13 protein-coding genes are annotated in these 16,413 nt (G+C 43.1%); 5 read left to right on the plus strand and 8 right to left on the minus strand.

Going from position 1 to position 16,413, the window contains the following annotated elements:
- On the plus strand, positions 1-393 hold a 393-nt coding region (locus B5G28_RS12495; protein WP_144265544.1), incomplete at its 5' end, for a transposase.
- Between the two features lie 99 nt (positions 394-492).
- Here B5G28_RS12495 and B5G28_RS12500 read toward each other — a convergent pair.
- From B5G28_RS12500 to B5G28_RS12530, 7 genes are all read right to left on the minus strand, one after another.
- Positions 493-1,992, minus strand: a complete 1,500-nt coding sequence (locus B5G28_RS12500) for a recombinase family protein (RefSeq protein ID WP_087249302.1) — start codon at positions 1,990-1,992, stop codon at positions 493-495.
- A gap of 28 nt (positions 1,993-2,020) precedes the next feature.
- Entirely contained in the window at positions 2,021-2,335 is a 315-nt protein-coding gene (locus B5G28_RS12505) for a type II toxin-antitoxin system RelE/ParE family toxin (protein ID WP_087249304.1), read from the minus strand.
- The gene (locus B5G28_RS12510; RefSeq protein ID WP_087249306.1) at positions 2,332-2,628 is read right to left on the minus strand and encodes a type II toxin-antitoxin system RelB/DinJ family antitoxin; all 297 of its coding nucleotides are present in this window, start codon (positions 2,626-2,628) and stop codon (positions 2,332-2,334) included. The genes B5G28_RS12505 and B5G28_RS12510 overlap by 4 nt, the downstream gene beginning before the upstream one ends.
- Before the next feature lie 507 nt (positions 2,629-3,135).
- The gene (locus B5G28_RS12515) at positions 3,136-4,092 is read right to left on the minus strand and encodes a hypothetical protein (RefSeq protein ID WP_087249308.1); all 957 of its coding nucleotides are present in this window, start codon (positions 4,090-4,092) and stop codon (positions 3,136-3,138) included.
- 59 nt (positions 4,093-4,151) lie between these two features.
- Positions 4,152-5,828: a type IV secretory system conjugative DNA transfer family protein gene (locus B5G28_RS12520; RefSeq protein ID WP_087249310.1), complete on the minus strand. Its 1,677-nt coding sequence runs from the start codon at positions 5,826-5,828 to the stop codon at positions 4,152-4,154.
- 27 nt (positions 5,829-5,855) lie between these two features.
- Positions 5,856-6,851: a hypothetical protein gene (locus tag B5G28_RS14555; protein WP_144265545.1), complete on the minus strand. Its 996-nt coding sequence runs from the start codon at positions 6,849-6,851 to the stop codon at positions 5,856-5,858.
- Between the two features lie 64 nt (positions 6,852-6,915).
- A complete protein-coding gene (locus B5G28_RS12530; protein WP_144265546.1) occupies positions 6,916-9,081 on the minus strand; it encodes a P-loop NTPase fold protein in 2,166 nt (721 codons plus the stop codon).
- 933 nt (positions 9,082-10,014) lie between these two features.
- On the opposite strand from B5G28_RS12530, the gene mobC reads away from it, so the two are divergent.
- The 4 genes from mobC to B5G28_RS15080 all read left to right on the plus strand — a co-directional run bounded on the left by mobC (position 10,015) and on the right by B5G28_RS15080 (position 13,559).
- On the plus strand, positions 10,015-10,470 hold the full coding sequence (gene mobC / locus B5G28_RS12535) for a plasmid mobilization relaxosome protein MobC (RefSeq protein ID WP_087249316.1): 456 nt from the start codon (positions 10,015-10,017) through the stop codon (positions 10,468-10,470).
- Positions 10,418-11,998 carry a relaxase/mobilization nuclease domain-containing protein gene (locus tag B5G28_RS12540; RefSeq protein ID WP_087249318.1) on the plus strand — a complete coding sequence of 527 codons (1,581 nt, stop codon included), beginning with the start codon at positions 10,418-10,420 and terminating at the stop codon, positions 11,996-11,998. The genes mobC and B5G28_RS12540 overlap by 53 nt, the downstream gene beginning before the upstream one ends.
- Positions 11,976-12,929, plus strand: a complete 954-nt coding sequence (locus B5G28_RS12545; protein ID WP_087249320.1) for a hypothetical protein — start codon at positions 11,976-11,978, stop codon at positions 12,927-12,929. Before B5G28_RS12540 ends, B5G28_RS12545 begins: the two co-directional genes overlap by 23 nt.
- Positions 12,930-13,289: 360 nt before the next feature.
- Complete coding sequence (locus B5G28_RS15080; RefSeq protein WP_242967614.1) at positions 13,290-13,559, plus strand: transposase; 270 nt, start codon at positions 13,290-13,292, stop codon at positions 13,557-13,559.
- Between the two features lie 5 nt (positions 13,560-13,564).
- On the opposite strand, the gene B5G28_RS14560 is transcribed toward B5G28_RS15080, so the two are convergent.
- On the minus strand, positions 13,565-15,748 hold the full coding sequence (locus B5G28_RS14560; RefSeq protein ID WP_144265547.1) for a hypothetical protein: 2,184 nt from the start codon (positions 15,746-15,748) through the stop codon (positions 13,565-13,567).
- Positions 15,749-16,413 lie beyond the last annotated feature (665 nt).

A 16,413-nucleotide genomic window follows, 5' to 3' on the forward strand; every position in this document is an offset into this window, starting at 1 on the left:
AGTTACTGGGAACTGCTGGACAGCTTCGAGGCGGCAGAAGGCACTGCGCTGAGCAAGGCCAAAGCCTACTCTCTCAACCAGAAGCAGGCGCTGAACGCCGTGCTTCTGGACGGCCGCCTAGAACTGACCAATAATCTTGCCGAACGCACGGTGAAACCTTTCGTCATGGCGCGCAAGAATTTTCTGTTCTGCGACACCGCAAAGGGTGCCGATGCCAGTGCCCTATGTTTCAGTGTGATCGAGACAGCCAAGCGCAATGGTCTGGATCCCTTTGGTTACCTGCTGTTCCTGCTGCAGGAGTTGCCCAAACTGGGCGAAAATCCTACCGAGGAACAACTGGTTCCGCTGCTCCCCTGGGCTGAAAGCCTTCCCACGTACTGCAAACTCAAATAATTTTAACCGATTTGAGCTCCTTATGGGAGCTCTTTTCTTTATCCCTCACGGGGGATTATGGAGCGCTTACGCAAAAAACGCAAAAAATAAGCCGCAGCGCTAAAAAACGCTGCGGCAATTTGGTGGAGGCAAGCAACCCAAATCCGAACCGCTTTCCCCGGAAGCAGCCAGAGCGGCTACATCATTCAGTGAAATGATTTTGGTACCTTCTTTGTAGTTGAAGGTAAGCAGCACTTTGTCATCATACAGGTAAATCGCATTCACAAAGGTGTTGACCAGGGTTTCCCGGTGGCTCTTAATCTGCGGGTTCAGCTTGCGGAACCGGGTCAGCCAGAATTTGACGAAGTCGGCGCTGAGCTTAGGTTTGGCCAGCTTTTCCTCGGTGATCTTGATTTCCAGCTCCTTCTTCTGGGCCTCCAGAGCTTCCAAACGCTCTTTGGTGGAACTGGTCAGGATGCCGGCCTGGATGGCTTTAAGCATATTTTGAATACCGGTTTCAGTCTCCTTCAGCTGCTTTTCCAAGAGGGGCAGCGTGGTGTTTTCCTGTTCTTGAAGCTGCATCACCATTTCCACAATGGCGTCGATGGCCTGGTCATCTTTGAGCATTTCCATTGTGGCATTTACCACCAGGTCTTCCAGCCAGACTTTGCGGACCGTTTTCTTTTTGCAGCTTCGTGTGCGCTTGGCATTGGCGCACTTGTAATAGTGGTGGACAACCTTGTTCCGGCCGGTGCCGCACTCGCCAAACATCATGGCTCCGCACATCCCGCAGAACAGTTTGGTGGTAAGCAGATAATCATCCTCTGCTTTGTGCCGGGCTGGGGCCCGACGATTTTTGGCAATCTTTTCCTGAACACGGTCGAACAGTTCCTTCTCAACGATAACCGGAATCGTATCCGGCATCACAATATCCTGAAACCGGTTTTCCCCTATATAGCGCCGGTTGGTCAGCAGGGTCTGGACGCTGTTATAGGTAAATTTCTGATTGCGGTTGGTTGTCACGCCCTGGCTGTTGAGCCAGTCCATAACCTCTTTCATAGTAGCGCCTTCGGCGTAACGCTTGAAGGCCTCCACCACAAAAGGCGCTGTTAAAGGGTCGATCTGGAAGTGGCGATCTTCGTCAATCACATAGCCGATCGGGACTGTTCCGCCGTTGTACTTCCCTTTCAGGACGTTCTCCGTCATGCCGCGCACAATCTTCTCGGACAGTTCAGCCGAATAATACTCGGCCATGCCGGTCAGCATGCTTTCCATCATGATACCGGCAGGACTGTCCGAAATAGGTTCGGTGGCAGATACCAGTTTCACGTGGTTCTTTTGAAGAATGCGCTTGTAGTGGGCTGCATCGTACCGGTCACGGGCAAAACGGTCCAGTTTCCAGACCAGGACAATGTCAAACAGCCGCCGTTCGCTGTCCTTTACCATTCGCTGAAACTCTGGCCGGTTTGCAGTTCTGGCCGAATAGGCGCGGTCAATGTAGTGTTTGACCACGGTAATACCGTTTTTCTCTGCGTAGGCGGTACATTCGCGGATCTGGCCCTCGATGGACTCCTCCCGCTGGTTGTCGGAGGAATAGCGGGCATAGATGACAGCGGTCATAGAACATCCTCCTCCATCATGGAACAAATTATAACGTCAGGTCAGAATGATCCTGCCTGCAATCAAGGACGGCATCTAGATAGACGGTGCTGCCTTCTACCATAAAAACAGCTTTGTACCTCTTGGCAACCAGTGCGGAACGATACTGGCCAGAGGGAAGATTTAGCTCTTCCTCTACCGGGAACTGCATGGGATTCTGTTCCAGACGTTCCAAAAGATGTGCAAACTCTGCGCGGAACTTTTTGGCAGCGGGAACGCTGACACGAGCCAGAAATGACACGTGCCGCAGGAGCATCCCGTCCACACGCCGCGCCAGGATGATCTGGTAGTTTGGCTGGCTCATTGGTCTGTCTGACTTTCTGCCGCGGCGATGATGGAATCCATGTCCGCAAGGGCATCTTGTGCGCTGCGCCCTATAAATCCCTTGGCCCGGTCAGACTGCGCGAAAAGCAGATCGGCATACAGGGACTGCTCGGCGTTCAGGGAAAGGTTCAGCGGGACAGCTTTCTCCCGTACAATCTGCTGCAAAAACATATTGATGGTGCCGTTCATGGTCATTCCCAGCTGATTCAGTACATACTCTGCCTGGGCTTTCAGTTCAGGGTCTACCCGGATGCTCATGTTAATGGTTGACATTACGTATCACCTCAAGAATAGTATAAGAGGAGCAGCATGCAATGTCAATACATTTGAATGTGGCTATCAAAACCGGTCTGTAAACCTCTATTTATGATAGAAGATCTATTTACTGCATTTTTATCGGTCGTGCATAGTTTTTCGAAAATTGGTTTACAGTTTCCGGAAATAAATGAAATCGGCCAGCAACCGAGATATCCTCCAAGATTTTCTTCAATTAATTCATATTCATGTGTTTTTTGTTCTCTTGTTGTAGACCGGTCATGTGGTGCAGTCACGTATAGACCAGAATGAGAGCAGACTTCCTCTATAATATTTTTGACACTTTTGGCAGTGTCCCATCGCTTTGAATTTTCTCTGATATCCTTCTCAATCTTTTAGGCATGGATTACCTTAAGTGTTTTGTCCTCCAGTTTCGTCACTTATTACACCTTATCTATATTTTTCATTAAAAATCAAGAACGCATTTTGATAACTTTATTTTGCATCATACCCAATTTCAAATCATTAATTATATTCCTCGTCCGAAAAAGCGATACCAGTTTGATTCGATAAATCCACAAGATATTCCTCGATCTGGCTCTTGACATTTTCTCTAAGGCCACGTGCGGAAAGCGCCCGTTTGAATGCCTTATAGACCGGCAAAACATCCTTTTTTTCCACTTCGTCATTCTCATAGGCTTCCGAGTTATATAATTTGTGCATCTTGCACTGGGCATCCAGAAAATACATATAAGCTGTATTAACTCTCTCTATAGTTTTTGGATTTTTGCACATTTTACGGATAATCGGTTCCGCCTTCTCATAGTCTCCGCGATCCATCATAATATCTGCATAACGCAGCCAGCACCGAGGGCAAAAGCGGAAATTTTCAATTGCTTTCTCTAACACCTGGATTCCTTTTTCACGTTGGTTTGTACCATCATAGATTTCAAATTCGCAAAGCCAGGCATCTTCCTCATCTGGAATATTTTCCTGGTATTCTTTTGCCAAAGCCAAAATGTCCTCTATGGAATAATCCGCTTGGTCAGAAGATGTCCACTCCGCCAGCAGATAATCAATCAAGAAGGAAAATGCCCGCCATGTCCAGCGTGATTTATCAATATTTTTCAGCGTCTGATACCATTCCTTGCATTTTCCCCGTTCACCACAGCTATAACCATATTTTATTGCGTCTGCCAAGAGATCTGTGTTTTGCGGATAAATTTTCAAACCTGCTTCAACGATCTCCAATGTTTTTTGATTGTCATTTAGAACTCTGGATATTGAGACAGAAAAATTGTGAAAATCATCAGCATCACCTACCAACTGTTCTTCTGCCCTAAGGGCCTCCAGCAAATCATCCAGCAAATGCTCTGCGCCAGCCGTATCCTGGGGATGATCTCTCCTGTACTGATTCAAAATAATCTCGGCCTGACCAACATCAACCATTCCCATAAACGGGTTCTTTTTTTCGTTTTCCATTACTGCACTCCTTATGGTCAATAGTAAAAATATATAAACGCAATGATGCTTCAAGTATACTACATATCCGTTGAATCGCTGTCATCATTTTTACCGAAGAGCTCGTCAAATTTCTTTTCCAGCTCCTCTTGTATGTCCATCAAGTCTTCAGAACTGTCCAGCGTTTCTTTTGACAGTTCTGCTGTATGCTTAAATTGATGAACAAGCTGTGTGAAAAATTTATACGAGATTTGTATTGTTTGGCGATTTTTTCGTATCGGCATATCCAATGCAGGCGGGTTGCCATTGTCATACAGTTCAATATCCGGCAGTTTTGCAATATAAGGCTTTTTTCTGCCACAAAAAACAAGGCACTCTCCCTTTTCCTTGTCCATATGCTGGAGCTTTGATATGCTAAGCAACGGCTGATAATTTGTTCCGGTTGTGCCCCCAAGTTCACTGATTTCCCGTAGCAACTGTATTTCTCGAGACGTCAGAAACATCCAATTCGAGCAATTGGACATAATGGTGTCCGTCTCTTCCTGATATCTTTGCCTGAGCTGATGCTTTGACTGAACCACTAAGACAAACCGGATATTTCTGCTTCTGGATGCAGCAATCATCTGCGGAAAGTCTGGAATGGTCGGCAAGGAAGAAAATTCATCTAATATAAAATTGATTCTGGACGGGAATCGTCCGGTTTTTGTCTTTTTAAAGGCATTATCGATTAACATCTCATATATCTGTTTCAAGAAAATAGAAATAATCTTATGAAATGTAGTCTTTTCGTCCGGCATAATCAAAAAGATTGCACTTTTTGTAAAGCCAATATCATTTAAATCGAAACTAGAGCAAGACAGCATTTCAACCACTTTTGGCTGAAGAGAAAAACAGGACATATGCTGATCGAACGTACTGAGGATGCATGACATCGTTTTTTCCGGACAGATAACAGTTCCAATCAATCGCACACGGATAAAAGCGTCTTCTTTTGCAAATTGCCAGAGCTCAGATCTTTGAATTCGATCGCTGTCTGCGGCAATGAAAAGTTCTTCTCTCAGGTGCAGCACACCTTGCATATTGACCAATTCATCCGACAGTTTCATTGTATTACAAATTTTGAACAACAGCAAGATCAATCCGAACAACAAATCTCGGGAGCTGTAATCCCAGTAAGGATCTTTGTCTGCCACAGGAATTAAATTAATCGTCATATCGTTGATAAATTCGTATGCTTTATCCGTATCGCCAGTGCAATATAGCTGATAGGGGATGGCAAGCATATTCCAGCAATCGCCCTTTTGAGGTTCCCGTAAATTAATTGTATGGATTTGATAACCATTTTCGTTTAAAAATCCTGCCGTTCGTTCATATAGTTCGCCTTTTGGATCAGAGACAATCATATTCTCATTGGCTGATGTGAGAACGCGGATCGTCGGCATAACAATTAGTCGACTTTTTTTTGATCCTGTTGCTCCAATTAGCAACGTATGTGCATCGGAACCATCTGCGTAGACGACTTTTCGGCCGATATCATAATCGAGCGGCACTCCGGCACAGTTATCAAAATCCCATTTGCAGGCAGCTCCGGCTTCAAGTGTACGCTGATCCATCTGATAGATGGATAACCCCTGCCGAAAGTTTCCGCAACTCTCAAAACCGCCTCGATTATCAGTCTGACTGCTTCTGCCATTGACGTATTCTTCATATCTTGCATATGCAGATTTTCTTTTTTCATAATTATTTTCATCAATCATAAAGCATTGCCTCTATTTGTTTTATTTTTATCGTTCTTGGATTTCTATAGAATTAAATTTTTTGGAATTATCGCGTCCTGTTTCAGTCATAGGAATACCATTATCGTCATCTTTAAACGTTTGTATTGGATTCGGCTTCGCAGGAGAATATATTGGCATATTCTCTTTTACTTTTTTATCATTATATTTAGTCGTAAAAGAATTTTCATTTATTTCTGGCGTCGACTTCTCTTCTGTTTCAAATCTATTTTCATTCTGTTTAGAACCTGCCTTAGTATTTTCCGACCTTTTCGTAAGTTGTTCGACTGTATTGTTCAGTTGTTTGATTTTTTCGTTCAGTTCTTCAATTGTTTTGCGCTGTTCTTTGATTATTTCCTCTGGTGGAACAGTTCCCTTGACCACATATTCAATATGTACTGGAAAATAGATTCCATCTGTTTGAAATATCTCAAAACAACTTTCTTGCAATATCAGTAAAATATAAATACTTGCATATCCTGCCCCAGTGTCAGCAATTGAGAGAATGCTATTCGATAGTTCGTTCATATACTGAGCATTTAAACATGGATTAATTCCTGATTTTTGAAAAGCCGTTTCAATAGCATACATAGCCTCAAGTTGAGTATTTGCTTTTTGGGTATTTTTATCTAACGCCGTAAGACAATCAATAATTTTTTCAAATACCCTTAAAATAGACACCCCTTGCAAAGATATACAGTCCCAATAACATCCTTCTTGGTAGTAATATTTATTGTCAGAAGAGGAGATAGTATTTTTTTTAGTTAGATTTGAAATTTGGAAAGCCCTCTTAGGTACACAACATCTTTTCCGACAGTTTGAGCTTTTCTTGACAAACAGTTGCTCTATTTCATTTTTTTCAATATGGTCAGCACATATAATAGCAACATGAAGTCCTTTTGCACAATATAATTGTTCAAAAAATTCTTCTAAGGCCCCACTTTCCCCTTCTAATTTCTTGGTTTGTGTAAAATTTTCATCTTCTTTGAATAGTCCATTACACATTCCGTTACTTTCTTTTGAGGCAACTAGTCTTGATACATATACTGTTTCCGTAAGAAATCACCTCTCACTCACGGACACAATCTTTAAGCAATATGTTCCCATTAAAAGTAAAGTTTCCGTGGTAATTTTTCCCGGTGCCATAAATCAAAACTTTTTTTTCAAGCGTTGATAGATCACGTCTATTCGATATTTCGCTGAATTCATGACACTCTTCAAATATACATTTATCTTTAGTAGTATCAAAGTTGGCTAATTTAAAAAGGGAATCCAAAAAGACAGTGTCAAGTTCATCTTGATTGTCAGGGCAAATAACACAAGCTAAAGCGGAAATGACAACGATGGCATAGATATTTTTGCTTTTAAAGAGCCAATCCCAATTTTTGTAACCGTTATAAACCATATATCGAATCATTTTTACAAGATTATCTACGGATATATCATCAGTTTTTCCATTGTGCAACGGAGTCATTGGAGACAATTTAGCCATTGTTTCACTGCAAAGTTCTTGCATTGCGACCAGTAATTCGTCAACTTCAGAGTCAACATTTTCAAGTGCCGCTGCAATATCATATCTTAGTTGTGTTTTCCGCAACTCGATGATATCCTCTCTTTTGAAACCAACATAATACAAAATCCGAAGTGGAAGGTGAGGGTAAAGACAATCTAAAAGTATTCTGTCTTTCTCTTTAAATTTTTCTGGTTTATACCGCGGGAAAACATCACTTTCTCCTGCCCAAATTTTTGCAAAATCACCCGGAAAACAATTTTTATAGATTGCCAACGCTAAAATATCAACTGCACTATTTACGTTCTCAGCTTTGTTTGTATTACTGTTTTGAAAAAGTCGAAATAATATACTGTAATCGTTCAGAATCGTATATTGCAGACGATAATCCGACAAGTACGGAGAAACAAAACGTACAAAACTACTGCTTGCCTCAATAAGTTTCTTATCTTTGTTTATCTTAACAAGATTTTCAGTAAATATCTGTTCGGCTGTTTTCTGATTTAAACGCGGATACACGGGCATAATATAGTCGAAAAACTTTGAATGTTCCAGATGAGCAAGAATGCTCTCATTGGCAACATAAATAAAGCGCAAAGGCTTGTCACCTTTTTGAGAAAGCCTGAGATTCACAAGATAATTGATTTCTCTAAGACGGGTGAATATTTCAAGACATGTTTTGGTATCAAATCGATCCAAGTCTTCGAAGACCACCGTATAATGTATTTTTTTTGCGATCTGATCCAAGCAATATACTAACTCGGTAATATGCTGATCCAGATAGCTCTCACTAGCAGTGCTTTCGTACTTTGCTTCCAAGGAATTGGCTTTAATTGTGATTGACCTTGCCTGTAATTTGGGAAGTTGATCCTTTACAACAGCAAAAGTTACAAATGATGCAAATAAAAACGAAATAAGATACAAAAACAAGTGTCCCCAGGACCTTATGTTGGATATACATTCTGCTCCAATAAAATCAGAAAGAGTTGCGTTCAGCAACTCACCGATAGGTTCATGAAAGCTCAGCAACAAAATAAGCATAGCCATAACGCCGCATATGAACGGAAAAATCCATTTCGTAAAAATTCCGTGCTCTTGAATCATCTTAAAACCGCTTGCTGGCAGGTCTTCATGGCGAAATCTTGCATAAATTTGAATAATCAATCTGCGCTCTAAAAAACTTTTTTGTTTATCGTCACTCACAGATAGTGTGTTAAGATTTTCAGTCGTAGGTTTACCTTTTGTTCCTCCTTCGGACTTTCCACATCTCCCGTTATCAGCGGTTTGCGAATTCTCATTGTTATTTAGTTTTATACTATAATCTCCTAATGAAACATATAAAAATCCATGGCGATGATTTTGAAATTTTCTTTTAATCCAATCTGCAATTAAACGAATCTGTCTATTTTGTATTAGCCACTTCACAATCGACTGAATAATACCATTTTGTTTTAGCCAATTAGAAATTATGCCGTTTTTATAAAGCCAAAAATTCTCGACAGAGTGAATGATACTACTCTTCCCGACGCCAAAGTTTCCTGTAATCAGAATGTTACGAATTTCCGGTTCAGAAAAAGCGCTTTGAAGAAACCTTCGATACTCTTCAAACCCCGTCAAATCAGTCTGTGAAAGATCCTGTTTAGGGGAAAGAGGAAAAATCTTTGGAAGTTCTTCAAAGTTTGATTCGTCATGGAACTTTTTATTTTTTCCTTTAGAGAAAAACATTACTTTTCACCTCGCTTCTACCTCTTTCTTCCCTGTTTTCATATATCGTATAAATTCAACTATATTCGATTAAAATTATATCACAAAAGACAAAATTTACAATATGTCTTGAGAATGTAAACAAAATCGTCACTTTAATGCTGGCAGATTTATGTTGAGAGAAATCAATTTGACCCTTGAACCGGAGCAATCCAAAGAAACGGCGCCGGGATTTTAAACTGCCCACCATTTATTAGTCATTGAGAAGATAGGAATTATAAGATTTCTCTATTCTCGCCAAATTCTTTGTCTTTAATTTAGAAACAATTTCCAATTCGTTCGACAAATCGTTGACATTTGCATTTTTCAGTGGTACCCTGTTCCACAACAAAGCCGCTTTACTCAATGAAAGCTACTACATAGCTTTGTTTGTCCGCTCCGCAGCTTCACCAAACCATTTTGCCGCCTTCCACCCACGACAAAATCTTTTGGTGCTGCGGGGCCTTTTTCTTTCTGAGAGACTTGCAGCCGGGCAACCGGTTTGCAATTCTTCATACGCATTTTGACAACTGCATCAGCCGTCCGGACTGGATACAGCGCCATGACCCCGCAGAAATGCGGGCGAGCCTGACAACGCCGCTGCAAAACAGGGGCAGGAACTTAATTCGGATCAGAACGGCGACCCTACCAAGCAGGAGACACTGTGCACTTCCTACTTTGACCGATTGGAGACCGTTTTGAAATGGAAATTTTCAAAATGGAGGGAAAAGTAAAAAGCAAGTATCGACCCGTGGCCACAATTTCACAAATGGAAATTGATGCCGCACGCTCCGGTCGTACTTGTTGGGGAGTGCCTTCCCCAAACCCTGCTCATTTCGCGCTCTGCGCGTTCTTCGGCTGCACCGCACCATACATAGCTCCAAAGAGGAGCTAGTCAACCAGCAAGGAGGTACAATGACCAAGACCAACACTCGTTCGACTAGCCACAAACCCCAGCACAGCGGATCGCCGAGGAAAACGCAGCTCATCAAGTTCAGAGTCACCCCAGAAGAAAAGCGGGACCTGGAAATCATGTGTGAGATTCTCCATGTCAACATCTCCACTCTCATCCGTCGTTCCCTGCGCAGTCAGTCCATCAAGCAAACCATTGTTGTCACCGGCGGCGGAGAGGAAGCACTGAACATTCTCTCAGATCTGCTAGGACAGTGTGGCAAGATCGGCAGCAATCTGAACCAGCTTGCCCGCCACTTCAACAGCGGCGGTAAAGATTCAGAACAAATTCGAGCGCAGGTTCTGTCTGAGCTGTCCGCCCTCACACGCTTTCGGCTGGATGCCGAGAAAAAGATGGGAGAACTGTATGGCAACCATCAAGCATACAAGCTCGAAGAACTCCGATCTAACAGCGCCTGAACATTACCTGACCTTTCAGCACAACGAGTACACCGGCCTGCCGATTCTGGATGAGAACGGCCAGCCCAAGCTGCGGGAGGGGTACTTACTGGACACCCTGGAATGCGGTGGGCAGTCCTTTGCCATGGCCTGTCTGCTGGCGAACCGGAAGTACGGCAAAAACTTCTCTCCTGACGATGTGAAGACCCATCAGTATATCATCAGCTTCGACCCGCGGGATGCTGCGGACAATGGATTGACCTTGGAAAAAGCCCAGGCCCTTGGCCTGCAGTTCTGCAAGGAAAACTTTCCGGGTCATCCCGCTATCGTCTGCTCCCACCCCGACGGACACAACGGAGCCGGGAACATCCACGTTCACATTGTCATTTGCAGCGTCCGGGTTCGGGAGATTCCGCGCCAGCCCTATATGGAAAAGCCCTGCGACTGGCAGGAGGGCATGAAGCACCGCTGCACGTCCGCGATGCTCCGGCACCTGCGGGTCGAGACCATGGAACTTTGCCAGGGGGCCGGACTCTACCAGATCGACCTGTTGAACGGCACCGGCGAACGGATTACAGAACGGGAACACTGGGCGCAGCGGCGCGGCCAACGCCGTCTCGACCACGCCAACCAGAAAACAGCTGCTTCCGGCCAGCCCATCCGGCAAACCAAATATGAAACCGAAAAAGCAGCCCTGCGGAGGCAAATCCGTTCTGTTTTGGCTAAGGCTACGAGTCTCGATGAATTTTCCGCTCAGCTTTTGCAGGAGTATGGAGTCACGGTTAGTGAGAGCCGAGGGCGGTTCAGCTACCGAACCGCCGACCGGACCAAACCCATCTCCTCCCGCAAGCTGGGCGATGATTTTTCCAAAGAGAAAGTTCTGGCCGCTCTCGCCCAAAACGCCGAGCGAAAGAAAACCGCCAGCCTTCGCCGCTCTGATCCGAACCCCGACCGCATCAGTCGTCTGATTGACATTCAGGCTAAGCTGGCTGCGGGCAAGGGCGCAGGCTACGAGCACTGGGCCAAGATTTTCAACCTCAAGCAGATGGCAAAGTCCATGTCTCTTTTCACACAGTACAATCTGAACAGCGAGGAAGAACTAAACGCTCAGGTTGCTGAACTCCAGGAAAAGCGCGACGATGCCCTCAAGGTAGTGAAAGACCTGGAGGGCCGCATCAAAGCCAACCAGGAACTGAGGCGTCATGTTTTGGCCTACGTCCAGAACAAGAAGCTTGCCCAGCAGGTCAAGACAGCAAAGAACCCGGAAACCTTTAGGGAACAGCACCGCGCCGAACTGACAGCTTACCAGGCGGCAGCCGCCTATTTCAAGGCCCAGAACATTACCAAGCTACCCAGCCTGAAACAGCTCGAAGCCGAGCGCGAACAGCTAATCTCGGAAAAAGCTCGGTTCTATGAGGCGTACCGTGAAGCAAAAAAGGCATGGATAGAACTCAGCACCGCACAGCAAAATCTGGCGTCCATTCTCCGCCAGGGCGAACACTGCCAGATACAGGAAGGAGGGCTGCATGACACAGACATTGCGCATTGACCCAGAATTCAAGGCACAGATTCCGCCCCTGACCCAGGAGGAACGCAAACAGCTGGAAGAAAACATTTTGGCAGAAGGCGCACTGCTGGCTCCGATCCTTGTTTGGAACGGCACCATTGTAGACGGACACAACCGCTATGAAATCCTGCAAAGCCATCCAGAAATTCCGTGCAGCGTCCGGAATTTGGAGCTGGAAACACGGGATGAAGTCTTGGTCTGGATTTGCAAACATCAACTTGGCCGTCGGAACCTGACGCCCGAACAGAAAAAGTTTCTGGTAGGTAAACAGTACGACGCTGAAAAGCATGATGGATTTCACGGGAACCAGCACACGCGCCCGGTCCCATCTGCTGATGCTCAAAATGAACACCAGCAGACCTCCGAGAAAACCTGTGAGCGGATCGCACGGGAAAACCATATCAGCGCCAGTGCTGTTCGCCGGGCAGCACTGTTCGCGGCAGGCGTGGATCTTGCAGAGGAGTTGTGTCCTGGTATCCGGCAACGGGTTCTTTCCGGCGATTTGAAAGCGCCGGACGCACTCTTTGAGCGGCTGACCAAAGCTAGACCGGAGGATTATGACGCCCTTCTGGAGCAGATCAAGAACCCCCAGTCCAGGGCAAAGTCTGCCGCCAAGCAGAAATTGGTTCAGACTCATAGAAGCGCATTAAGCAACTCGTCGTTGGCACCACCCCCAGGCGAAAGGAAGTCAGTCCTTGAAGAAACCACCTCGATTTACGGTCAACTTGCCGATGCCGCCACAATCATGCAGGAACGTTGGAACACCACCTTCAAACAAACGCCCACGCTGCTGACTTCATCGGAACAGAGGAAAGTGGTCCAAGCTATTCTGGATAAACACCTTGCGTATCTGGCTGCGCTGGGCTTTGACCTGTCAGGGGTGATGGAATCAAAGCGCGAACAATCTGCCTAGCTTTTTTAGCCAACTTCGGCAGGGCGCGATCAAGGCAAGCTGATGTGCCCGGATTCCGCCCGCCATCTGAAATGATGCGGGAAGTGAAAATTTCCTGCCCTACGCGCCCGGATCTCGGCAGTAGACTTGATTTTTATTGTAGTATCGTCTGTTTTTGGAAATCTCATCCGCCCGCTTTGCCGCCCTGAGACCTGCCCGAGAGGGCGGTTCCAGGCGCATACGGGCGGAAGGGCGGATCGGGCGGGTATTTTTGAATTCCTGCTTGTAAAATTTACCGGCTTCTAAAGTATGAACGCCGGCTTTTCCACATGGGAAGTTTCAAAGCTTCCGATCAACTGGGTGTGTGGACCAGAACAGGAGGTGTCGTTGAACAAAAAGAAAAAAGCTGTAAACCACTCTTGTTATCCGGACGAAGTCATCGAGCGGCTGGCCCGATGTTTTTATCCGGCGATTCTGGAAAGCTTCAGCAATGAGGAGGACCAGAAAGCCTTTGCCGCATGGCAGGCAGAGCAGGCCCGCTGTTCGGCAAAAGAAAAGCAGGACGTTCCCGTCGGGGAACACCCTGCTATACATAGACAGCTTTTTTCGAGTCGGGTGCGTCCTTCGGGGCGCACCTTTTTATTGGTATAATTATTTTATTCCTTGGCGGATGACATGTTAATCCATTCGCAAAAATCCCTAAACGCGAAATCCAATTGATCTATATCCATATGTGAGAGTGCATTAAAATTAATATGTTTTTCTTGCATCTTAGATTCATTTATTTTATAGAGGTGTGCATCAGTGTAAATTATTCCACAACATTTTAAATATTCTAAAACTTTTCGCTTGATTTTACTCCCTCCAACAGTAACAAACTCGATACGTTCAGCTGTTTTGGCCAATGTATCTTTGCGATGCGTTCTAAACTCAATTAATATGCAATGTAATGCGTGAATAAATTTAATGATATCAAGTTTGGAACTATCTTCAAAATTGTAATTATAGTGATATAATCTATAATATGTGTTCAAGTTTGGAGCAAACACTTTCAGATTGTAGTCGGATAAAATGTCAAACTTAATATTATTTCCTATAAATTCCTCGCGTGCCACAAGCAAGCACCCTTCTGGCGGATAGGATTCAATAGCTATATTATTTGTTTTCCATTCAATATTTTTGCAAATAACAGAAGAATTATAGATTCGAGCATCGAAGCCAGAATGCCCAATTGAAACGGTGATATGCGGAGCATCAATAAAAACATTTGCAAGTTGGTCAAAATGCAAGATGTTTTCATTAAAAATCATACTGGTAGCATATTCGTTTCGTTTAGGAATACATTTATTTCCTGCCATCATATCAAATACCGTAAGGCATTCAATCACATTACTAGAATTATCGAGCTTTGTGATTTCAGAGCATTCCATATAAGGGCGTTCATATGCGGTGGCCTTAGCTTTAAACGAATCATAAACATAAGAGATATGATTTGGATGGATTACGTTGTTGGAAATTGCTGTATAGCAGTCAAAAAAGATCTGGGAAGAATAATAAGATTGGCTTTGCGATTCTTCAAAATACATTTCAGCGAGTGAAGAAAAATTGGGATTTAAAATAACTTTTGCCAATGAATAATCACGAAATGCTGGGCCCGTAAAAATAGGTTTGTTGTCTGATGGCTCTGCCTTTATACGTATAAATGGATGTTGAGGTAAAAAAGAATTAAGAAGTTCCTGGTAATCATCTACTAACTGTGGCGGAAGGAAAGGAAGGCGATAATTTTCATACGATGTATCATTGAAAAGAATCAAGCTTATCAATCTAACAAGTTGTTCCTCTGGAGAATACACTTTATCCCATTCTGCAAATTCAGGATGAGACGACTGACATTTTTTAATAAAAGCAGGAATAACTTTTTGTGTTTGTTCTCGTACAAGAAGATCATCCATTATTTTTGTGATAATTGATACACAACTAGTTTGCCCTGATAACTCACTAATCATTTTCTGACGATTAGGAAAATTTCTAATGTGGATAGATATCGCTTCAAGCACAGGTGCATAACCTAAAAATGACTTGCTTTCTTCTTCAGTAATATTATGTTTTATAACATCATAATAGGAATTAACACAATTAATATCTGCTTTTGTAGGAGTGCTATCTTCCGATATACTTTTAATAACAAAATTTTTGGCTGATTCCTCATCAAAAAATCCGATCTCGTAGTGTGCAATTGAAATGTGATTTTCCGCGCAGAATGAAGCAATATATTGTGCAGTTTCTGTACGCGCCAGTAAGAAAACAGTAGGCAGCTGATGCTTATTAAGATTGACACTTATATCAAAGATGAAACTGTTAAGCATTTTCCTCCCGGAAACAATCTCGGCCTCATCGAAAGCGTCAATTATTAAAAGCACATCACCGGTATTTAAATCACGAATAAATTCTGAATATTTTTCTGGACTAACAGCGCTTAAAATAGATCCTGCAAAACTATTTGTTCCAATTTTCACATTAGCTAAATTCCAGTATAGCGCATTAAAACGATATGCAATGTATTTTGCAAGAGAGCTTTTTCCTGTTGCTCCTGGTGCAGAAAAAAGGACAAATTTGGGATTTAATGTTGAAAGCTTGACATCGGTCTTTACTTGAGTAAAAGAGGGAGAAATGTAGAATGGCTCAGCATCAATATATCTAATATATTCGGAAACTTCACTTTCCAATTGATATTTTTTGCACTTTTTATATGAATTTAGAATTCCTTCAAGATTCATTGATATCCCTCCCAAAATTGAGTCTATATATTTTTTTACATTATAATCAACAAATTTGATCATGTCAATTCCTCCAGAAATCCTTTACTATCTCTTATTATAACTTATATGTAGCAAAAAGTTTGTCATCTTAATTGATGCTATCTATAATATTAAGAATTCTTAGCAAAATATATTTTTAAGCTATATGAAACTATTTTACAAGCTATAACAGAGAACTATCATAAACGGTTCAAAATTTCTAGCACACTTTTTTGAACACTTTATTGTAAGTCTTTTTGCCAAATATTTTTTCTTAAAATCGTCTTTAAAACGACAAAGTACAATAAAGGATCTGTTACCACTACTTTTTAACACAGCCACCATTTTAATCTGCTTATAAAAGCATATAATTTGAAATTCACGTCATGCTTGCTGAACAGATACAGCATACTGTTTACCGGATTTTAGACAAACGTTTTAAATATTAGACGTTTTATAAGATAAATAGTAAATCCGACAGCTTCACATAGAGTAAAAGTCTGTCGGATTACATTTAAGCCAAAATGAGAAACTCATTTGTTTTATTGAAACTGTTTCTCAAGGAAACATCGTACCAGAATTTAATCTTCGTAAGCGCTCCATAATCCCCCGACTGTAAAAAAGTACTGACCTGTGAGAAAATAAGAGAAAGTATCAAAAGTCTTAGAAGTCTTAGAAATCTGAGAAGTCTCGCAGGGGTAAAAAAT

The sequence above is a fragment of the Faecalibacterium sp. An77 genome, from assembly GCF_002161315.1.
Lineage (GTDB): Bacteria > Bacillota > Clostridia > Oscillospirales > Ruminococcaceae > Faecalibacterium.